Origin of the sequence: Burkholderia catarinensis, assembly GCF_001883705.2 — a bacterium.
In the GTDB taxonomy this organism is placed as follows: Bacteria; Pseudomonadota; Gammaproteobacteria; order Burkholderiales; family Burkholderiaceae; genus Burkholderia; species Burkholderia catarinensis.
This window is the reverse complement of record NZ_MDEQ02000001.1, coordinates 282,949-303,897: the sequence shown is the minus strand read 5'-3', so window position 1 is coordinate 303,897 and position 20,949 is coordinate 282,949. Positions and strand designations below refer to the sequence as shown.

Here is a 20,949-nt window from a genome sequence, read left to right as displayed (position 1 = left end):
GTTGCTGGGATTCGTCTTATCTTCAAGTTAGCCCTGAATCGAAGGAGGATAAACACCATGGCGCTCACCGACTCGATCGAACACAAGCTGGACCGTGGCCTGTCCGAGATCCGTCGCACCGGCCGGCGCGTAGGACGCACGACGCGCTCGGCCGCCCGCGACCTGCATGCCGACGTGACCGACGATCTGCGCGGGCTGGTCGACGAACTGGAAGACCTGCTGAAAAACGATGGCGACGGCGATGTCGCCGCACTGCGCAAGCGCGTGCAATCCAGGCTCGATGAAGCACGCAGTGCGCTCGACTACGCGTCGGGCAGCGCGGCCGCCCGGCTGCGCGATTCGGCCGAACGCGTGTCGCAGGCCGTGCACGACAACCCGTGGCAAACCGCCGGCGTCGTCGCGGGCCTCGCGTTCGTTGCGGGCCTGCTCCTTGCCCGCCGTTGAACGGGGCCGTCCGCCCTGCTGCCCGCACCGCCCTCAATCCGACAACGAAGGAGAACCGCCATGCAGAAGTCTCTCGCCATGAAAGCCGCCGCCGCCGTGATGCTCGGCAGCCTCGCGCTCGCCGGCTGCACGACCACGCCCGACAAACCCGACACCGCGTCGGCCAGCGCGTCGAAGCGCCAGTCGATCGACGCCAGCGTGAACGCGACGCTGTCGCGCCTCTATTCGACGGTGCCGGGTTCGCGTGAGCTCGTCGCGAAATCGCGCGGCACGCTCGTGTTCCCGAACGTGCTGCAGGCCGGCTTCATCGTCGGCGGCCAGTCCGGCAACGGCGCGCTGCGCGTCGGCGGCAGCACCGTCGGCTACTACAACACGTCGTCGCTGTCGGTCGGCCTGCAGGCCGGCGCGCAGTCGAAGGCAATCGTGTTCCTGTTCATGACGCAGGATGCGCTCGACTCGTTCCGCAAGTCCGAAGGCTGGGCAGCCGGCGCCGACGCGTCAGTCGCGGTCGTGAAGGTCGGCGCGAACGGCGCGGTCGATACCACCACGGCAACCGCGCCGGTCGAGGTGCTGGTCCTCACCAACGCGGGCCTGATGGGCGACCTGTCGGTGAACGGCACCAAGGTCACCAAGCTCAATATCTGACGATGCGGCGCGCGGCCTCGCGCCGCGTTCGCTTCCCGGCAGCGCCGCGGCCCCGGCCGCGGCGTTTTCGCATGTGTCGCGCGCAGCGGCTATGAAGGCGGCACCTTTGCGGGCATACTCCGATCCGGGCCGCCCGGCGGATGGCCCCTCGCGGCGCGTTTCGCCGCGAACCCGTGACGTTCGCGAACCGATCGCGCACGGGGCAACGAGATTCAATCAAACCACGCATCAATCTGCGCGAATGTCACCCATGGATAGCGGCCTCGTTCACCAAAAATTCTTCTATTTCCTGCTGTTCGCGGTCACCGTCGGACTCTGCGGGATCCTCGCGCCGTTCTCCGGGGCCGTGTTCTGGGGCACCATTCTCGCGATCCTGTTCCAGCCCGTGCAGCGGTGGCTCGCCGCGCGCTTCGGCAAGCGGCGCAACCTGGCCGCGCTCGTGACGATGTCGCTGATCATCCTGATCGTGATCCTGCCGCTCGTGTTCGTCACCGCGACGCTCGTGCAGGAAATCGCGTACGTGTACCAGGAAATCAAGGACGCGCAGCCGAACTATTCGCAATACTTCCAGGACATCATCCACGCGCTGCCGTCGTCGATCCAGCACCTCCTTCAGAAATACGGGCTGACCAACATCCCGGGCATCCAGAAGAAGCTGACCGACGGTGCCGCGCAGATCAGCCAGTTCGCGGCCACCCAGGCGCTCAGCATCGGCCAGAACACGTTCCAGTTCGTCGTGAGCTTCGGCGTGATGCTGTACCTGGTGTTCTTCCTGCTGCGCGACGGCGGCGAGATCGGCCGCCGCGTGCGCCGCGCGCTGCCGCTCGACGACGAGCACAAGAACCTGCTGCTCGCGAAATTCACGACCGTCGTGCGCGCGACCGTGAAGGGCAACATCGCGGTCGCGCTGGTGCAGGGCGCGCTCGGCGGCCTGATCTTCTGGATCCTCGGGATCCAGGGCGTCGTGCTGTGGGGCGCGCTGATGGCGTTCCTGTCGCTGCTGCCCGCGATCGGTGCGAGCCTCGTGTGGGTGCCTGCCGCGCTCTACTTCCTGATGATCGGCGCGATCTGGAAATGCGTGATCCTCGTCGCGTTCTGCGTCGGCGTGATCGGCCTCGTCGACAACCTGCTGCGCCCGATCCTGGTCGGCAAGGATACGAAGATGCCCGACTGGGTCGTGCTGATCTCGACGCTCGGCGGGATGGCGCTGTTCGGCATCAACGGCTTCGTGATCGGGCCGCTCGTCGCCGCGCTGTTCATGGCGAGCTGGGACATCTACGCACGTTCCGAACAGGGCGAATGACGCCCCGCGTGGCCGCGTGCCGCGCACCCGGCGGCCGGCGATCCGCGCCGCCGCGCAAACGCCCTGTCAGGGATGACGAATGCTGATCACGACGGGCGCCGCGGCGCCCGTCGCGTCATCCGCCGCAACCGTCATCACGCCGCCATACGGGCCCACGCGATAAGCGCGGCCCGACACCAGCGGGATGCTCCGATCGTCGTGCGCATCGCGCCACGTTGCGCGTACACCCGAACCGGCATCCGGCGCGAGCGGCGCACCGTCGGGCCCGGCCAGCGCGACATGAGCACCCGGCAAACGCCGGCCGTGCGCATCGAACCGGAGCGTTGCCTCCGCCCCGCCGAGCGCCGCCTCTCGCCCTTCGACAAGCACACCCGACGGCATGTCGAACGTCACGTCGTAGAGATCCACGAGCGCGCCGGTGAAGCGCACGACGCCGTCCGGCGCAGCCTGCCCGGCCGCCACCGCATTCGACATCGCGCACGCCACGCCAAGCCCGATCGCCATCATCCGCACGGCACCGGCGCGCCACACCGTTCGATTGCGCATCGTCGCCGATGCCGCCCGCTTCGCGTTGTTTCGCATGTTCCCTCTCCTCTGCCGCGTGACCCAAAAAAAGGCGGCGTGACACGTCGGTCACGCCGCCTGTTTGCTGGTATTCACTTTAGGGAGAGAGGCTCGAACAATATATGGGACAAGTCCGAAACTGATGCCGGGCTGATCGAACTCACCGCGTTCGACGCCCCCTTGCGGCAACGTACGACCGGCGTCGCACGCCGCGCTGCGGGCCGGTCACGCGTCCGGATCGACGCGCAGCACGAGCTTGCCGCGATGGTCGCCGTCGAACAGGCGATTCAGCACGTCGGGTGCGTTTTCGAGACCATCGGCCACGGTTTCCTCGGCCTTGAGCCGGCCGTCGCGCAGCCAGCCCGCGAGCGTCTGCACGGCTTCGCGGCTCTTGCGGTAGTCGAGGATCAGGAAGCCGCGCATCGTCAGCCGCTTCGAGATCAGCACGCCGACGTCGTCGGCAGCGCGCCCGCTGTTGTAGTTCGAGATCACGCCGCACAGCGCGACGCGCCCGCCGATCACCATCCGCGACAGCACCGCGCGCATCACCTCGCCGCCGACGTTCTCGAAGTTCACGTGCACGCCGTCCGGCGTCGCCGCCTTCAGTTGCTGACGGAAATCGTCGGCCTTGTAGTCGACGGCCGCGTCGAAGCCGAGCGTTTCGGTCAGGTAGCGGCACTTGTCGGGCCCGCCCGCGATGCCGACCACGCGCGCGCCGTGGATCTTGCCGATCTGCCCGGCAATCGAGCCGACCGACCCGGCCGCCGCCGACACGACCAGCGTTTCGCCGGGCTGCACCGGCGCGATGTCGGTCAGCCCGTAGTACGCGGTCAGCCCGCTCATCCCGCACGCGCCGAGCAGCGTCGGCAGCGGCAGGCCCGATTGCGCGGGCAGCTTCACGAGCTGCGCGGCCTGGTCGGCCGGCACGACCGCGTAGTCCTGCCAGCCGACGAGCCCCTGCACGAGATCGCCTTGCGCGAACCCTGCATGGCGCGACGCCACCACGCGCCCGATGCCGAGCGCGCGCATCACCTCGCCGATCGCGACGGGCGGCAGGTACTGCGGCACGTCGCTCATCCACACGCGGTTGGTCGGGTCCATCGACAGGTACAACACGCGCACGAGCACCTCGCCGTCCGCGAGCGCCGGCACCGGCGTCTCGACGAGCGAGAAGTGTTCGCGGCCGACCCGCCCTTCCGGGCGCGTCTTCAGCAGCAGTTGGCGGTTCACGGGTGTCGACACGATGTTCTCCTCCGGTTGTGGATCTGGATGCGCGTCAAACCGCGCACATGCCGCCGTCGATCACGAGTTCGGCGGCCGTCACGAAACGGCTCTCGTCGGATGCGAGATACACGGCCGCGTGCGCGACGTCGTCCGGCTCGCCGAGCCGGCGCAGCGGAATGCCGCGCGCGAGCTTGCGCGTCGCGTCGCGTTCGCCGAGCGTCTGGAACAGCGGCTCGACGATCCCCGTGCGGATGAACGCCGGGTGAATCGAGTTGCAGCGTACGTCGAGCTCGCGGCGCGCGCAGTCGATCGCGACCGACTTCGTCAGCGACGCGACCGCCGCCTTCGACGCGTTGTATGCGGTGAAATCCGGCTCCACCTTGAACGCGGCGACCGACGAGATGTTGATGATCGATGCGGGTTGGCTCTCGGCCAGATACGACAGTGCATGCTTGCAGCCGAGCACGATGCTCTCGACGTTGATCGCCATCACGCGCCGCCACTCGTCCAGCTCGATTTGCGCGGGCGAGCCGATCGAGCCGACCCCCGCGTTGTTGACGAGCACCGACAGCCCGCCCATCGCATCGATCGCCTGCGCGAGCAGCGCCTGCCAGCGCGCTTCGTCGCGCACGTCCTGTGTCGCGGCGAACGCGACCGGCGTCGCATGGCCCGCGTTGAGTTCCTGTGCGAACGCGTCGAGCACCGCCGCATCGACGATGTCGGTCACGAACACGCGCGCGCCCTGCTCGACCATCCGGCGCGCGATCGCGCGGCCGAGGCCGCCCGCGGCACCCGTGATGTATGCGCACTTGCCGGCAAGGCGCGAAGATACGACTGTCATGTGACCTCCTCCTCTCGTGATCGTCGTCGCGAAACGCTGCCGCGACGGGTTTGTCCATGCGTATCCCGGCCGACGCGGGCCGGTTGCCGGCGCGTCGACGCTGCAACGCGCCCTGCGGTTTCCTCGAGTATATCGAGATGAACGTGACGCGCGCCGGACCGGCCGGGCAGCCGCGCCCCGGTTGAACGACAGCCAGCGTACGCGAATGCCGCCAATCGATGAAATGAATATTCGTTATGCCCGGTCATAAATTTTGCTCATGACCTTCGCGCCCCTGCGCCAATGCACGAGCCGGCGCGACCGATCCTGAGGGCCGGCCGGTTCGTCGAGTCGGGGGATAGCAAGCATTGCGCTTCGCGCCGGGCAGGACGCGATCGGGAAGCAGAATCGGGCAACCGCCGGGCGATCGCCAGCGGCCGCGAAGCGGCGCCGGAGCGCCGGCCGCCGCGAGCAGCAACCTGCCACCCGCAACCGTCAGAATCCGTCGCCCGACGGTGCGCGCACGAACGCGCAGAGTTGCGGCGAATGCGTGTCGATCATCTGCTGGAACGGCGCGCGGTGGCCGTACGCGATGCCCGACACGAGCAGCAGGCAGACCGCCGCGACGCGCGGCGAGAACGCGCGCTGCCGCGCGCCGTCGTAGCCGCGCAGGAACAGCAGCGCGACCAGCGCGCCGAGCATCCAGCCGGCGACGACTTCCGGAACGGTGTGCGAGAGATCGAACACGCGCGCGACGGCCGTGACCGCGCCGACGGCCAGCCCGGCCGCGATGCCGGGCGCCTTGCTCGGCCGGAACGCCTGCCACAGCATCGACAGTGCGACCGTCCACACGGACGTCGACAGCATCGTATGGCCGCTGATCACGCGGAAATCGAATTGCGGGAGCTCGACGCCGCACCCGGCATACAGGATCTTCGTTGCGCCGACCAGGCCCATGCCGGCGGCGAGCAGTACGCCCCAGCGGACGGCGAGGCGCCAGTCGGTCAGCGCCAGCCATGCCGCGCACGTCAGCGCGATCGGCAAGGTCAGCGCGGCATCGCCGAGGTTGCTGATTTCACTCCACATAACGGACTTCGGACGGCTATCGAAAGGCCGCAGTTTACCGCATGCACGCGCCGCGTCTGTGTCAGCCTGTGACAGGCTGTATCAGCTCGCGACGCCGGTAATCAGCAGCAGGTTGGTGCCGGTGATGACGGCGAACAGCGCCCACGCGGCGACCTGCATCCCGCGGCCGATCGCGTGCTCGCCCATCATGTTGCGATCGCTGACCGACCGGATCAGCGGCCACATCGCGAACGGCAGCTGCAGGCTCAGCAGCACCTGGCTCCATATGAGCAGTTGCCCGACCGAGCCGTCGCCCAGCCACAGCACGCCGATCAGCGCCGGTACGAGCGCGAGCCCGCGCGTGATCAGCCGGCGCTGGTAGCACGGGATCTTCGTATGCAGGAAGCCGTCCATGATCACCTGGCCGGCGATCGTGCCGGTCAGCGTCGAGCTCTGCCCCGACGCGAGCAGCGCGATGCCGAACAGCAGCGCGGCCGCGCCGCCCGCGATCGGCGTGATCAGTTGGTAGGCCTGCTCGATGTCGGTCACGTTGTGCTGGCCCGTCGCATGGAACGCCGCGCCCGCGACGATCAGGATCGCCGCATTGACGAGCATCGCGACGAACAACGACACGCAGGTATCGATGCGCACCAGCGCGAGCGTGTCGCGGATCATCCCGCGCGTGCCGCCGACCACGCGCCGCGTCTGCACGACCGACGAATGCAGATACAGGTTGTGCGGCATGATCGTCGCGCCGACGATGCCGAGCGCGAGCACGATCGCGTCCTTGCGGTCGTGGCCCGGATCGCCCGGCACGAGCCCGCCGGCCACCGCATGCCAGTCGGGCGGCGTGATCGCCACCTGCGCGACGAAGCAGAACGCCATCGTCCCGATCAGCCCGAGCACGATCGCCTCGATCTGCCGGAACCCCTTGCCCTGCAGGCCGAGCACGATCACCGTGTCGAGCGCGGTCAGCACGATCCCCCACGCGAGCGGCACGCCGAGCAGCAGCTTGAACGCGAGCGCGCAGCCGAGGACTTCCGCGATGTCGCACGCGATGATCGACACCTCGGCGGTCACCCACTGCACGATGCGGCCGCCCCGGCCGTAGCGGTCGTAGCTCGCCTGCGCGAGATCCCGGCCCGCGACGAGGCCGAGCCGCGCCGCGAGCATCTGCAGGAAGATCGCCGCGAGGCTCGAGAACGCGACGACCCACAGCAGCGAATAGCCGAACTGCGAGCCGGCCTGGATATCGGTCGCCCAGTTGCCGGGATCCATATAGCCGATCGCAACCAGCAGGCCGGGCCCGAAAAAGCGCTTGAGCTTCTGCCAGCGCGGCGCGCCGGCGTCGATCGTGATGCTGCCCTTTACTTCCGACGGGCAGAAAGGGGCAGTGGCGGTAGTGGGGAGGATGGGCATGGAGACCGGGGATCGAAATCGCGACAGGACGATTTTACGGGTATCCGTCCCGTTTTCTCCCGCGCGTCGACGCACGCGCCGCAACTCGCCCCGTCGCCATCGCAACACGCGGATGCGGGCCCCTCGTCCGTATCCGGCGACGCGGCGCCGCGAGCGAGGATCTTTTCCCGCTCGGCGACACGAAATTCGGTCGGCGACATCAGCAGTCGCTGGCGAAACAGCTTCGCGAGCCGCTCGCCGCTGCCGAACCCGGTGCGACGCGCGACCTTGTCGGCCGGCAGCGTCGTATGGATCAGCATGTGGCACGCGCGCTCGAGCCGCACGTGCTGGACGAATTCGGTCGGCGTCACGCCGATCTCCTTCTTGAAGCGCCGCAGGAAATTGCGCTCGCTCATCGCGGCGGCCTGCGCGGCATTCGCGATCGAGATGCGGTTCACGCTCTGCGCGCGCAGCCGCTGCGCCGACATCCGGATCGACGGGCTCGCGCTCAGTTCGCGGAACGCCCACATCGACTGCGCATAGCGTTGCTCGACCGGCCGCAGCATGTTGCTGGCGATCTCTTGCGCGGCGCTGTCGCCGAGATCGACGCGGAACATGTCGAGCACGGCGGCGAACACGTCGGCCTCGCCGGCCTGCGGTTCAATCGTCGACGCGGCACGGCGCCCGGCCCTGCCGGGCCGCACGTCGATCGCCGTCGACGGCCGCTGCGTGGCCGCGAGCGCGGGCAGGTCCATCGCGTCGACGATCCAGCGCGCATGATCGCGAATGTCGGTCAGGCGCCGCTGCAATGCGTCGTCCCAGTTGACGGCCGCGCGGTCGCCGTGAAGATGAAAGAACGCGAGCGCGCGGCGGCCGTGCTCGTCGCCGAGCGGATCGGCCGCGATGCTCACGCCGGACGACGACTGCAACAGCCCCCCCCTTTCGGATACGTACTTCAACTGGTAATCCGCACTGTACGCATGCAGTCGATTCGCCAGATTGAAAGCCTCGCCAAGACGCGCGGCCTGGGCCAACGAAAACCCCGTACTCAAATAGATAACGACCCACCTCTGATCTGCTGCATTCACTGGCCAAGCCCCCGACTTGTTCGACTTCTTCTAATACCGTCGAACTGTCAGGCTTATATTTGGTTTGAATGCGTGCGACAGGACGGCTATCCCGAAATATGAAGCGACGGCATCTTAGCCGAACGGATAGCGCCTTTGGCGCGAAATGGCCGACGTGGACAGCATGATGGCGGATTACTACAGGCTGCCATGGGTCACCGGCATGCCGGCACGGAATCGCGCTTCACGAAGCAGCCGATTGTTACGGCCGTCGTACATCGCAGTGCGCATTGTGTTGCTCCGCGCATCGGATGAAGCCGCGCTCGCGTATCGGCTCGAACGGCATCGACATGCATCGAACGCGCGCGATCTCCGCACTCGACAATCCGCGTATCCGTTGCCTGCGCATCCTTTAGAATCTCCACCGTTCACCACGCCGCCCGCACCCCGTGCCCGCCGATCATCGCCTCGACCTGAACCTGTTTCGCGTGCTCGACGCCGTCTACGTGCACGGCGGCATCGGCGCGGCCGCCCGCGCGCTGCATCTCACGCAGCCGGCCGTCACGCACGCGCTCAACCGGCTGCGCGCGCATTTCGACGATCCGCTGTTCGTGCGCCAGGGCAACCGCGTCGTGCCGACCGAACGCACGCGTTCGATCATCGCGGACGTGCAGTTGCACCTGAAGGGCCTGCAAGGCACCGCGCGCGACCCGTCGGCATTCGATCCCGCGACGCTCGACCTGAGCATCGCGCTGGGCATTCGCGACGTGCTCGAATCCATTGCATTGCCACGGATCGTCGCCGCGTTCGCCGACGAAGCGCCGGGCCTGCGGCTCGTGAGCCGCCGCATCGCGGTGCCCGACATCGAGCGCGAACTCGCATCGGGCAACCTCGATCTCGTCGTCGACCGGCGCGTGCAGACGGGCCCGCGCATCGCCACCGAACACCTGCTCGACGATTCGCTCGTCGTCGCGCTGCGCCGCGATCATCCGCTTGCGCGCGACCCGCTGCGGCGCGGCGACTATTTCGCGGCACGGCATGTCGCGGTATCGTCGCTCGGCGAGCCGCAATCGCTCGACGTGCTGCTCGGCAACGACGGACGCTTCCGCGATATCCGGCTCACCTGCCAGCACTATTTCGCCGCATGCCAGATCGCTGCGGCCGGCGACCTGCTGGTCACGCTGCCGCACACCTATGCGTTGCGGATGGCCGCGCTGCTGCCGATCGTCGTGCAGCCGCTGCCGTTGCGGCTCAAGCCGTTCCCGCTCCTCGCCTACTGGCACGAATCGCGCGATGCCGATCGCGCGCACCAGTGGGTACGCGAACGCATCGCCGCGCTCGTACGCAGCAGCGCCGGCGCCGCCGGCACCGCCGACGCGTAGCCGCATGGCGCACGCGGTCGCGACCGGGACGGTATGCTGACGGCTTCGCGCCGCCCCGCGGCGCCCGCTTCCTTCTTCCCGCTGACCGGAGACTTGCCATGTCGCTCATCCATGCCGCCGCCGTCCTCGACGCCGATGCACCCGACTACGTCGTCCGGCTGCAGGCCGGCACGCACGCGCTGACCGGCGACGAAGCGCCACGCGAAGGCGGCCAGGATCGCGGGCCGGCGCCGTACGAGTTCGTGCTGGCCGGTCTCGCTCAATGCACGGCCGCGACGCTGCGCATGTATATGCAGCGCAAGACGTGGCCGGCCGCGCACATCGCCGTGCGCACCGAGCTGCATGCCGATCGCGAAGGCGTGCAATACGTGCGCCGCGTCGTGACGCTCGACGGCCCGCTCGACGACGCGCAGCGCCAGCGTCTCGCGGAAATCTGCGAGAAGACGCCGGTGACGCAGTTCATCAAGCGCGGCACGCGGATCGAGACGACGTTGAACTGATGCACACGGCAGGCGGCGGCCGGCACACGTTCGCCGCCTGAAAAACAGAACGGGCGGGCCGCGCCCGATGCGCGACCCGCCCGTTCGTCGATACCGCCTGGCGCTTACAGCCCGAGCGCGGACAGATCCAGCTTGCCGCCGCTCATCGGCGGGCACCAGAAATACGCGCCCGTCAGCGGCCGCGTGAAGCGGAACAGGCCGTCGACGATCCCGTCGTCCGCGCCGCTCATCCGGCGCATCTGCACGTCGAACGCGCGGAACGAGCAGCCGAACGCGACGAAGTAGAGGCCCGCGCGGCGCGCGTCCGACCACGGCGATGAACGGCGCAGCATGAATGCTTCCGGCTCGAAGCTTTCCTGCGCGGTGCGCTTCACGTGCGCGAACTCGGGCGCGTCGTCGAGTTCCTCGTTGTCCGAGCGGCGGCGCCCGATGATGTTGTCCATGTCGCCCGACGGAATGCGCTCCATTTGGTCGAAGTCGTGCAGCCATTGCTGGACCGCGACGAAGCTCGCACCGTCGAGCCCCGCACCCTGCCCCGTCACGATCGCCGCTGCTACCGCGTCGTCGCCTTCCGGGTTCTCGGTGCCGTCCTCGTAGCCGGACAGGTCGCGATCGTTCGAATAGCGGAAACCGTCGACCGCGTCCTGCAGCGCGAACGCCGGCGCCAGCGCGCGTTCGATCGCCCGCGCGCGCAGCACGATCTCGCCGCGGTCGTCGGCGCGCAGCCAGACCCACACATCGGCCGGCGTCGCCGGCAGCGTGCGATCCTTCACCGCGAACGCCGGGTAATCGGTCAGGCCCGGAACCGGGCGCCCAAGGTACGCCGCCAGCGCCTGTCCGAAACCGACGACCGTGTCGCGGCCGTCGACGATCTCGCGCAGCGCGGCCAGCGCCGCCGCCACATTGCCGTCATTCGACATCGTGAAAGTGAGGTATCGGGCCACCGTATCGATCGGGGTCAGGATGCCTTGCTGAACGTCGCTCATCGTTTCCTCAGAATGGTTCGGGGTGAATCTGCGAGGGCCGCACCGTCGTGCGCCGCGAAACGCCGAAGTGTAATCGATGCGCCCGCCGGCCCATGCGCCGCCGCGCCGCGGAGAGCCCGCGAAAGAAGGGCCGAAACCCCGAATACTAAACCGTATCGACGCTGCAACGCCGCATTCGTCAGACGTTGCGGCGCGCCGGACACTGCTGATAGAATCTTCGAACGTCTTTTCGGCGTCCTTTCAACCGTTCACTTCAGGGGAGGTGCAGATGTTCCGAATGCCAGCAACCTTCCCGAACGTGGTCCCACGGCCCAGCTGATCCAGCCCGCCGTCCGCGCCGGCTCCCGAGTTTTCCGCTAACCCGCCAGCCGCGCTTTTTTCCGACAGCCCGTTTCGTTCCGCCCGCGTTTTCCGCGCGGCTCCGGCTGTTGCGTTTTCGACGTTCTCCGAACCGGAAAGTCCCGTCGCGCGATGCGCCGGGCAACGATAAATGACCAGAAAAACCTCCCATCTGGGCGGCCACGCATTCCAGGCCGTCTTCGGCTTCACCTTCCGCTACTGGCGCAAGCAGCCGGCGCGCATCGCCACGGTCGCGAGCCTCGCGCTGCTCGCCGCGCTCGCCGACGTGCTCACGCCGCTGTTCGCCGGCCGCCTCGTCGATGCCTTGTCGACCGGCCTGACCGACCGCGCCGCCGCGTGGCATTCGGCCCTCGTCGCATTCGGCACGCTCGCCGCGCTCGGCATCGGCGCGACGGTGCTGCGCCAAGGCGTCTACCTGAACATCATCACGCTCACGCTGAAGATGATGAGCGAGATCGCCGCCGCGTCGTTCCATCGCGTGCAGCGCTTCTCGACCGACTGGCACGCGAACAGCTTCGCGGGTTCGACCGTGCGCAAGATCACGCGCGGGATCTGGGCGCTCGACCTGCTGAACGACACCGTGCTGATCGCGCTGCTGCCGTCGGTCGCGATGCTCGTCGGCGCAACCGTGCTGCTCGGCACGCACTGGCCCGTGATGGGGTTCGTCGTCGGCGCGGGCTCGCTGCTGTACATCTCGGTGACGGTCGCCGTGTCGCTCGGCATCGTCGCGCCGGCCGCGCGGCTCGGCAACCTGTGGGATACGCGCATGGGCGGCGCGCTCGCCGACGCCGTGAGCTGCAACGCGGTCGTCAAGGCATTCGGCGCGGAAACGCGCGAGGAAGCGCGGCTCGCGCGCGTGATCGGCAAGTGGCGGCAGCGCACGCGCCGCACGTGGGTGCGCGGCACGTTCAACGGCGGGCTGCAGGGCGCGATGCTCGTCGCGATGCAGGCCGCGATGATCGGCGTCGCGCTGCGGCTGTGGTTGAACAACGAGGCGAGCGTCGGCGACATCGCGTTCGCGCTGACGATGTTCTTCATGCTGCAGGGCTACCTGCGCGACGTCGGCATGCACATCCGCAACCTGCAGCGCTCGGTGAACGACATGGAAGAACTCGTCGCGCTCGAACGCCAGCCGCTGGGCATCGACGACCGTCCCGACGCGCCGGCCATCCGGATCGGGCAAGGCGAAATCCGCTTCGAGCACGTGACGTTCCGCTACGGCAACCATCCGGTGCCGCTGTACGACGACTTCTCGATGCGCATTGCGCCCGGCGAACGCGTGGGCCTCGTCGGCCACTCGGGCTCGGGCAAGACGACGTTCATCAAGCTGATCCAGCGCCTGTACGACGTGTCGGGCGGCCGCATCACGATCGACGGCCAGGACATCGCGCGCGTGCAGCAGGATTCGCTGCGCAGCCAGATCGCGATCGTCCAGCAGGAGCCCGTGCTGTTCCATCGCACGCTCGCGGAGAACATCGCGTACGCGCGCCCCGACGCGAGCCGCGCCGACATCGAGCGCGCCGCGCGGCTCGCCAGCGCGCACGACTTCATCGTCGCGCTGCCGGACGGCTATGACACGCTCGTCGGCGAGCGCGGGATCAAGCTGTCGGGCGGCGAGCGCCAGCGCGTCGCGATCGCGCGCGCGTTCCTCGCCGATGCGCCGATCCTGATCCTCGACGAAGCGACGTCGAGCCTCGACAGCGAAAGCGAGCTGCTGATCCAGCAGGCGATGGAGCGGCTGATGGTCGGCCGCACGACGCTGGTCGTCGCGCATCGGCTGTCGACCGTGCGTGCGCTCGACCGGCTGCTCGTGCTCGAGCGCGGCAACGTGATCGAGGAAGGCAATCACGACGCGCTGATCCGCATCGACGGCGGCATCTACCGCCGGCTGTTCGAGCGGCAGGCGCTGGAGTTGGCGAAGGGCCTCACCGATTCGCCGCGGCGCATGGCGGACGATGACGCCGGGCCGCTCGGCGAGCCGGCCGAGGCGTGACGCACGCGTGTCGCGATGCGGCCCGGCGGCGGGGTCATCGCCGCCGGGCCGTGTCGACAACCGGATCCGGATCGGGGCCGTGCCAGGTGCACGGCCCTTTTTTGTGTCCGCGTAACGCGCTCGCCGCCCCTGACGCGCATGCCGCAGCGCCGCCGCTTCCGGGATCACTTATCATGTCGGCCAGGAAATTTGCGACGAGGGATCGACCATGTTTACAGGAATTGTCCAGGGCGTTGGCGTCATCAACGCCATCAAGGATCACGGCGAACTGAGAACGTTCAGCATCGAATTCCCCGAGCGGTTTACCGACGATATCGAGATCGGCGCGAGCGTGTCGGTCGACGGCGTCTGCCTGACGGTGACGACCATCCATTCGCCGGTGCTGATCGACTTCGACGTGATGTTGCCGAGCCTGAGAATCACCACGCTGGCCGACCTCACGACCGGCGCCCGCGTCAACGTGGAGCGTGCCGCGAAGGACGGCGCGGAGATCGGCGGGCACCCGCTGTCCGGCCATGTCGATTTCACGGGGACCATCCTGCACATCGCATCGTCCGAGCACAACCGGATGATCCGCATCGGCGTGCCTGCCGATTTCAAGCGATATGTCTTCGCGAAGGGTTATATCGCGATCAACGGCTGCAGTCTCACCGTTTCGGATGTCAATCGCGATGAAGGCTGGTTCGAAGTCTGGCTGATTCCCGAAACGCGGCGCGCGACGACCTTCGATGCGAAGGGCGTCAACGACAAGGTCAACATCGAGATCGAGCGAAGCACCCAGGTCGTCGTCGATACGATCCGCGAATCGGTCAAGGAAACGCTCGGCGAATTGACCGGCGTCGTCACGGCGTTGCTGGCGGAAAAGGGCATCGATATCGAGGAGCTGCTGGCCCGCCATGTCGCGCGGCTGCCGAAGGAGTAACGGATGCCGGCGTGCCAGGTGATCCGTTAGATCACCGAATATCGGCATCCGTCGGCAAGCCCCTCGTGACCGGATGCGGACCGCATTCGATCGACCGCAAAGACCCCACGATAATGCGTTCGAGGTCGGCCGCGAGTTGTTCGGGCGATCCGCTGCTCGCAAGCCGTTTGCAGTTCAAGCGCATGAACGCGGGAAACCGATCGCGGATTTTCCTCGTCTCGTCTGCTTCATTGGCATTCAGATACGGCCTCGACATCTGACGCTCGACGATCAGTCGAGCGCAGCTTTCGAGGTCGAACGCAGGCAACAGGAGCACCGTGTGCGGGTCCGCCTCGATGCAACGGCGAAGCGCCGAATAGCCCGGCACGACATCCGCCGGATACAACATGAATCCGGACGAAACCGCGCAAATCGCGGGCTCCGCAATACCGCGCCTGAGTTTCTCGTATAGCCGGACGTTGCGCGTCGCGTATTCGATGTATCCGTGGTGCCGGATGAACTCGGCGATGTTCCCGTGCGACGCCAGAAAGCAGTGATCCACATCGAGAAACCGCCAGTTCAATCGATCCGCGACGATTGCCCCGACGGTCGTTTTACCGGCGCCTCCCGGCCCGATGAGATGTACAAGCAACGACACGCTCAACCTCCGACATCGTCTGCATCACGTTCCCCGAGGATTCTCGACAAATCCGCTTTCTTCGACCGCCTCACTCCGCCTCCACCCGCGCCCCCTTCCCCACCGCCACCCGCTGCGCGCGATAAATCCCCGCGTGCCCGGAAAACAGATACGCGACGACGCACGCGACGATCGCATACACGCCGATATCCGCGCCGAACAGTTCGATCGCCATGATCGTCGACGCGATCGGCGTGTTGGCCGCGCCCGCGAACACCGCAACGAAGCCCAGCCCCGCGAGCACGGGCACCGGCAGTGCCAGCACCTGGCCAAGCGCGTTGCCGAGCGTCGCGCCGATGAAGAACAGCGGCGTCACTTCGCCGCCCTTGAACCCCGACGCGAGCGTGACGACGGTGAACGCGAACTTGCCCGCGAAATCGTAGAGCGGCAGCGGGCCGTGAAACGCGGCCTCGATCGTCGGGATGCCGAGGCCGAGATACTGCGGCACGTTCAGCAAGGTCGCGGCCCCGGCGACCAGCAGGCCGCCGAGCACCGGCTGCAGCGGCGCATAGCGGACGACTCCGCGGAACCACGCGGTCAGCGCGTGCGTCGCGAACGCGAACAGCCGCCCGACCGCGCCGAACGCGATGCCCGCGACGACCGTCACGGCCAGCCCCGTCGCCGACACGGCCGGCACGAACGGAATCGCATAGGCCGTGTGATGCACGCCCCATGCGCGGCACACGACGTCCGCGACGATCGCCGACCCGACACAGGTCAGCAGCGCGTCGTACCGCACGCGCCCGATCGCAAGCACCTCGAGCCCGAACACGGCGCCCGCGAGCGGCGTGCCGAACACCGACGCGAAACCGGCCGCGATGCCGCCCATCAGCAGCACGCGCCGATGCTCGCGATCGAGGCGGAATACGTGCGTGACGCGATCGGCGAGCGCGCCGCCCATCTGCACGGCCGTGCCCTCGCGGCCGGCCGAGCCGCCGAACAGGTGCGTGACGACGGTCGCGACGAGCACGAGCGGCGCCATCCGTTTCGGCACGAGCGCCTTCGGGTCGTGAATCTCGTCGATCAAGAGGTTGTTGCCGCGCGCGACGGACTGGCCGAAACGATGGTAGATCCAGCCGGTCGCGAAACCGGCGGCCGGCAGCCCCCACAGCAGCCACGGATGCGCAACGCGCGTGCCGGTCGCCCAGTCGAGCGCGATCAGGAACAGCGCGGAAGCCGTGCCGGCCAGCGCGCCGAGCAGGGCCGAGAGCGCGAGCCAGCGGCACACGTAGCGCACGGTCGCGAGAAGGTCGGCAGAAGTCGTGAAAAACATGATTTCCAGATTCGATGAACATCAAAACCTGGGCGGCAGAATACCGCATGGACGGCCTGCGACCTCCTGACAACCCAGGAACACGCAGGCATCATCAGCCGGGCGAACCGGCGGTTGAGGGCCGCTCCGCGCGCCACACGCCGGGGAACGACCGCAGGGAGGCATGCCATCTCCGCAGGCCGCAATTGTACGTGACGCCGCGCACCGCACACAATGCGTCCGCCGGCGCGCCGGAACCGGACGGCGTCGCGCCCTCCCGGCGCGCCGTCAGTCGCGCAGCGGGCGCGTAATGCGCGAGATCAGCTGGGGCGCGATCTGCTCGAGCGGCAGGATCGCCGACGCCGCGTCGATCGCCGCGGCCGCCTTCGGCATCCCGTAGACAGCGCTGGTCGCCTCGTCCTGCGCGATCGTGAAGCAGCCCTTCGCGCGCATCGCCTTCAGGCCGAGCGCGCCGTCGCGCCCCATTCCCGTCAGCAGCACGCCGAACGCATCGCCCTGCCAGCCATCGGCAACGCTGTTGAAGAACACGTCGATCGACGGCCGGTACGGCGTCTCGACCGGATGCCGCGTATAGCCGAGCACGCCGCGCGGCGACAGGCTCAGGTGATCGTTGGTCGCCGCGAGCAGCACCTCGCCGGCCTGCGGCACGCTGCCCTGCAGCGCGACATGCACCGGCAGGCGCGTATAGCCGTCGAGCCACTCGGCCATCCCGAACGCGAATGCCTGGTCGACGTGCTGGACGATCACGATCGCGGCCGGAAAATCGGCCGGCAGCGCGCGCAGCAGCGCGGTGAGCGCGGTCGGCCCGCCCGCCGACGCGCCGATCGCGACGAGCGTCGGCTGGCCGCGCGCGGGCGTCGGCCCCGGCGGCACGAGCGCCGCGGTGCGGCTTTCGAGCAGCCGGCCGATCTGGTCGATCTTCGCGAGCAGCGCCTGCGGCGACGCGTCGGTCGACAACCCGAGCGCGAGCGTCGGCGTGTCGACCGCATCGAGCGCGCCGGCGCCCATCGCCTCGTAGACCGACGACGTGTTCGCGCTGACGCTCGCCGTCACGATCAGGATCGCGCATGGCGCGCGCGCCATGATCTGGCGTGTCGCGGCCACGCCGTCGACCTTCGGCATCACGAGATCCATCAGCACGACGTCGGGCGGATGCGCGACGCAGAAATCCACCGCCTCGTCGCCGTCGGTCGCGACCCACAGCACGCGGTGGTCGGCGCGCAGCGCGATCACGCGGCGCAGCGCCTCCACGGCCAGCGGCAGGTCGTTGACGATGCCGATGTTCATCCGCGTGCGTCCCCGATCAGGTCGTGCACGGCATCGAGCAATGCCTCGTCGTGGAAGCTGCTCTTCGCGAGGTAATAGTCGGCGCCGGCGTCGAGCCCGCGGCGGCGATCCTCGTCACGATCCTTGTACGACACGATCATCACCGGCACGCGCTTGAGCATCGGGTCGTTCTTGATCAGCGTGACGAGTTCGATGCCGTCCATGCGCGGCATGTCGACGTCGGTCACGACGAGATCGAACCCGTCACTGCGCACCGCGTTCCAGCCGTCCATCCCGTCGACCGCGACCGTCACGTCGTAGCCGCGCTTTTCCAGCAGCTTGCGCTCGAGCTCGCGCACCGTCAGCGAATCGTCGACGACGAGCACGCGTCGGCGGCGATCGACGAGCGCGAGCTGCGGGTCGCGCGTCAGTCGCGCGAGCTGCCCGCCGCGCACGAGCTTGTCGACCGAGCGGATCAGATCCTCGACATCGACGATCAGCACGGGGTCGCCGTTTTCGAGCAGCGCGCCGGCCGCGATGTTCTGGATCTTGTTCAGGCGGCTGTCGAGCGGCTGCACGACGAGCATCCGCTCGCCGAGGAAGCGGTCGACCGCGACGCCGTACAGCTCCGGTTCGCCGCCGACGACCACGACCGCCGTGCTGGTGCGCGCGACGTCGGGCTCGCCCGCGTCGAGCAGTTGGTGCGCGGCGACGAGGCCGGCACGCCGGCCGTCGAACGGAAAATGCGGCTGCCCTTCGAGCACGTCGATGTCGTCGTGCGCGAGTTCGAGCGTGCGGCGCACATGCGCGAGCGGAAACGCATACGGCTCGCCGCCGACTTCGACGAGCAGGCTGCGGATCACCGACAGCGTGAGCGGCAACTGCAGCACGAAGCGCATGCCCGCGCCCGGCTCGTTGAAGATCCGCACCGCGCCGCGCACGCCGCGCACCATCTCCTGCACCGCGTCGAGGCCGACGCCGCGGCCCGACACGTCGGTCACCGCATCGCGCATCGAGAAACCCGGCAGCAACAGGAATTCGAGCAGTTCGGGATCGGACAGCCGCGCGGCCGTCTCGTCGTCGGTCAGGCGCTGGCGCACGACGGCCGCGCGCAGCGCGTCCATGTCGACGCCCGGCCCGTCGTCGATCACGCTGACGAGCAGCGAGCCGGCGCTGTGGCGCGCCTCCAGCGTCACGCTCGCCTCGGCCGGCTTGCCGCGCGCGCGCCGCGCGTCGGGCGAATCGACGCCGTGATCGATCGCGTTGCGCAGCAGATGGCCGAGCGGCGCATCGAGCAGGTCGAGGATGTCGCGATCGACCTGCGTGCCCTCGCCGACGATCGAGAAGCGCACCTGCTTGCCGAGCGAGCGCGCGAGGTCGCGGACGATGCGCGGGTACGCGCGCGTCGCGTCGCCGAACGGCCTCATCCGGCACTGCAGCGCCTCGTCGTAAAGCTGCTCGGCGATATGCGTGCTACGCCGCTCGAAGCGGTCGAATTCATCCATGCGCTCGGCCAACGAACGCTGCAGGTCGTTGAGCATGTGCCGCACTTCGTTCATCGACGCGAGCGCGCCCGCGTCGAGATCGTCGGCGAACCGCTCGACCATCGAATCGAGCGAACGGGCGGCGTCGCGCTGCGCGCGCTTCACGCGCAGCATCGATTCGGCGAACGGCTTCAGCCAGCGCGATTCGACCAGCGATTCGCCGGACAGGCTCAGCAGCCGGTTCAGCGTATCGGCGCGCACGCGGCGCATCGCGCCGGCGCCGGCCACGCGGCCGGCCTGGGCCGGATCGGGCATCGTGCCGGACACGGCGAGCGGCGGCACCGCGGCGCTGGCCCCGACGGGCTCGTTCGCCGCGCCGTCATGCTCGCGATACGGCACGGCCGACGGCGGCATCGGCGGCGGCACGACGGGCGGTGCCTGCATCGTCTGCGCGCCGTCGGCGCCTGTCAGCGCCGCCGCGAACACGTCGATCTCGGTCGGCGACACGGGCGGCCCCTGCGGATCGCCGACGCGCACCAGCAAATCGACGCCGGCAAGCAGCACATCGACGTGCGTGGCCGTCAGCGCGATCGTGCCGGCCTGCGCGGCGACGAAGCATTCTTCCATCCGCCCCGCGATGTCGACGCCGAGCGGCACGCCGACGATCCGCGCGGCGCCCTTCAGCGAATGCGCGGCGCGCATGCACGCTTCGAGCGCGACGGAATCGGGCTCGCCCGATTCGAGCGCGAGCAGCCGCTCGGACAGCGCCTGGGTCTGCGTGCGCGTCTCCTCGCGATACAGCTCGAGCAGCGACAGGTGGCTCAGATCGTCATCGCCGCTCATCGCATGCTCCGTGTCACCGCGTCGAACAGGCGATCGTCGTCGAGCAGGCCCACCGACTTGCCGCGCCACGACAGCACGCCGCGCGACAGGCCGGCACTCGCGCGCCCGACCGTCGCCGGCACGGGCACCCAGTCGGATGCACCGAAGCGCAGCACGCCCTCGACTTCGTCGACCGGAAACACGACCGGTTCGCCCTGGTGCGCGGCCACCAGCAGCCGCGTGAACCGGCCGGCGTCACCGCCGTTGCCGCCCTTGCCTGCACCGAGGCCAAGCAGCGCACCGATCGAGATCGCGATGCGCAGCGTGCCGCGGATGTTGACCACGCCGCGCACGGCCGAATTGCGGCGATGCGGCAGCGAATGGATCGGGCGCGTGCCGGCGATCTCGCGCAGCACGCCGATCGGCAGCGCGAGCCATTCGTCGGCCACGCGGAACGCCAGCGCCGCCTGGTGCGCATCGCTGCCGTCGTCGTGCACGGGCGTCGCGCCGAACGCGCTGATCCGGCGCGTGGCGTCGGCCATCTCGGCAGCGTCGAGCGGACGCTCGAGCAGCTTCGCCGCGTGATACGCGTAGACCGGGCAGTTCAGGCAGCGCTGGCAGTCGTTCAGCCGCTCGCACGAGTGGTCGCCGCGCGTGCCGATCCGGTTCCAGCAATCGTCGACGTCGATCGTCGTATCGTCAGCGGCAGCGGCGGCGCGGTTCATGGATTCCTCTGGTCATCACGGTGTCGGTCC

Annotated in this window: 19 protein-coding genes and 1 riboswitch; of the genes, 7 read left to right on the top strand and 12 right to left on the bottom strand. The window is 68.5% G+C overall.

All coding sequences use genetic code 11. The features are described from left to right. Nucleotides 1–57: 57 nt before the first annotated feature. The 3 genes from BFF94_RS01330 (at nt 58) to BFF94_RS01320 (ending at nt 2,392) form a co-directional block, all read left to right on the top strand. Nucleotides 58–444, top strand: coding sequence for an ElaB/YgaM/YqjD family protein (locus BFF94_RS01330; protein WP_128841540.1), 387 nt, complete (start codon nt 58–60; stop codon nt 442–444). Nucleotides 445–504: 60 nt separating this feature from the next. Then, on the top strand, nt 505–1,089 hold the full coding sequence (locus BFF94_RS01325) for a BPSL1445 family SYLF domain-containing lipoprotein (protein ID WP_128841541.1): 585 nt from the start codon (nt 505–507) through the stop codon (nt 1,087–1,089). A 250-nt stretch (nt 1,090–1,339) separates the two neighbouring features. Continuing rightward, nucleotides 1,340–2,392 (top strand): AI-2E family transporter, encoded by a 1,053-nt coding sequence (locus tag BFF94_RS01320; RefSeq protein WP_128841542.1) that lies wholly within the window; start codon nt 1,340–1,342, stop codon nt 2,390–2,392. A 66-nt stretch (nt 2,393–2,458) separates the two neighbouring features. Here BFF94_RS01320 and BFF94_RS01315 read toward each other — a convergent pair whose 3' ends face one another. From BFF94_RS01315 to BFF94_RS01290, 6 genes are all read right to left on the bottom strand, one after another. Continuing rightward, nucleotides 2,459–2,974 (bottom strand): thioesterase, encoded by a 516-nt coding sequence (locus BFF94_RS01315; protein WP_128841543.1) that lies wholly within the window; start codon nt 2,972–2,974, stop codon nt 2,459–2,461. A gap of 207 nt (nt 2,975–3,181) precedes the next feature. Continuing rightward, nucleotides 3,182–4,198, bottom strand: coding sequence for an NADP-dependent oxidoreductase (locus BFF94_RS01310; RefSeq protein WP_128841544.1), 1,017 nt, complete (start codon nt 4,196–4,198; stop codon nt 3,182–3,184). Nucleotides 4,199–4,232: 34 nt separating this feature from the next. Next, entirely contained in the window at nt 4,233–5,021 is a 789-nt protein-coding gene (locus tag BFF94_RS01305) for an SDR family oxidoreductase (protein ID WP_128841545.1), read from the bottom strand. Between the two features lie 474 nt (nt 5,022–5,495). Then, the gene (locus tag BFF94_RS01300) at nt 5,496–6,086 is read right to left on the bottom strand and encodes a phosphatase PAP2 family protein (RefSeq protein ID WP_128841546.1); all 591 of its coding nucleotides are present in this window, start codon (nt 6,084–6,086) and stop codon (nt 5,496–5,498) included. Nucleotides 6,087–6,167: 81 nt separating this feature from the next. Continuing rightward, nucleotides 6,168–7,484 carry an Nramp family divalent metal transporter gene (locus BFF94_RS01295; RefSeq protein ID WP_128841547.1) on the bottom strand — a complete coding sequence of 439 codons (1,317 nt, stop codon included), beginning with the start codon at nt 7,482–7,484 and terminating at the stop codon, nt 6,168–6,170. Then, nucleotides 7,433–8,497, bottom strand: coding sequence for a helix-turn-helix domain-containing protein (locus BFF94_RS01290; protein WP_219138870.1), 1,065 nt, complete (start codon nt 8,495–8,497; stop codon nt 7,433–7,435). The genes BFF94_RS01295 and BFF94_RS01290 overlap by 52 nt, the downstream gene beginning before the upstream one ends. A 482-nt stretch (nt 8,498–8,979) precedes the next feature. Here BFF94_RS01290 and BFF94_RS01285 point away from each other — a divergent pair, with 482 nt between their 5' ends. Then, complete coding sequence (locus tag BFF94_RS01285) at nt 8,980–9,912, top strand: LysR family transcriptional regulator (RefSeq protein WP_128841548.1); 933 nt, start codon at nt 8,980–8,982, stop codon at nt 9,910–9,912. Nucleotides 9,913–10,010: 98 nt separating this feature from the next. Next, a complete protein-coding gene (locus tag BFF94_RS01280) occupies nt 10,011–10,412 on the top strand; it encodes an OsmC family protein (protein ID WP_128841549.1) in 402 nt (133 codons plus the stop codon). Between the two features lie 104 nt (nt 10,413–10,516). On the opposite strand, the gene BFF94_RS01275 is transcribed toward BFF94_RS01280, so the two are convergent. Next, a complete protein-coding gene (locus BFF94_RS01275; RefSeq protein ID WP_128841550.1) occupies nt 10,517–11,398 on the bottom strand; it encodes a Dyp-type peroxidase in 882 nt (293 codons plus the stop codon). 490 nt (nt 11,399–11,888) lie between these two features. On the opposite strand from BFF94_RS01275, the gene BFF94_RS01270 reads away from it, so the two are divergent. After that, nucleotides 11,889–13,751: an ABC transporter ATP-binding protein gene (locus BFF94_RS01270; RefSeq protein WP_128841551.1), complete on the top strand. Its 1,863-nt coding sequence runs from the start codon at nt 11,889–11,891 to the stop codon at nt 13,749–13,751. A gap of 208 nt (nt 13,752–13,959) precedes the next feature. Continuing rightward, nucleotides 13,960–14,673, top strand: a complete 714-nt coding sequence (locus BFF94_RS01265; protein WP_128841552.1) for a riboflavin synthase subunit alpha — start codon at nt 13,960–13,962, stop codon at nt 14,671–14,673. A gap of 31 nt (nt 14,674–14,704) precedes the next feature. Here BFF94_RS01265 and BFF94_RS01260 read toward each other — a convergent pair whose 3' ends face one another. From BFF94_RS01260 to BFF94_RS01240, 5 genes are all read right to left on the bottom strand, one after another. After that, nucleotides 14,705–15,310: a shikimate kinase gene (locus BFF94_RS01260; protein WP_246637202.1), complete on the bottom strand. Its 606-nt coding sequence runs from the start codon at nt 15,308–15,310 to the stop codon at nt 14,705–14,707. 70 nt (nt 15,311–15,380) lie between these two features. Next, nucleotides 15,381–16,622: a voltage-gated chloride channel family protein gene (locus BFF94_RS01255; RefSeq protein ID WP_128841554.1), complete on the bottom strand. Its 1,242-nt coding sequence runs from the start codon at nt 16,620–16,622 to the stop codon at nt 15,381–15,383. Nucleotides 16,623–16,700: 78 nt separating this feature from the next. Continuing rightward, nucleotides 16,701–16,805, bottom strand: a riboswitch (Fluoride riboswitch). An 84-nt stretch (nt 16,806–16,889) separates the two neighbouring features. Beyond that, nucleotides 16,890–17,909 carry a chemotaxis response regulator protein-glutamate methylesterase gene (locus BFF94_RS01250; RefSeq protein WP_219138869.1) on the bottom strand — a complete coding sequence of 340 codons (1,020 nt, stop codon included), beginning with the start codon at nt 17,907–17,909 and terminating at the stop codon, nt 16,890–16,892. Next, the gene (locus BFF94_RS01245; RefSeq protein ID WP_219138867.1) at nt 17,906–20,215 is read right to left on the bottom strand and encodes a hybrid sensor histidine kinase/response regulator; all 2,310 of its coding nucleotides are present in this window, start codon (nt 20,213–20,215) and stop codon (nt 17,906–17,908) included. The genes BFF94_RS01250 and BFF94_RS01245 overlap by 4 nt, the downstream gene beginning before the upstream one ends. Next, entirely contained in the window at nt 20,212–20,919 is a 708-nt protein-coding gene (locus BFF94_RS01240) for a chemotaxis protein CheW (protein WP_128849311.1), read from the bottom strand. Before BFF94_RS01240 ends, BFF94_RS01245 begins: the two co-directional genes overlap by 4 nt. Between the last annotated feature and the right edge of the window lie 30 nt (nt 20,920–20,949).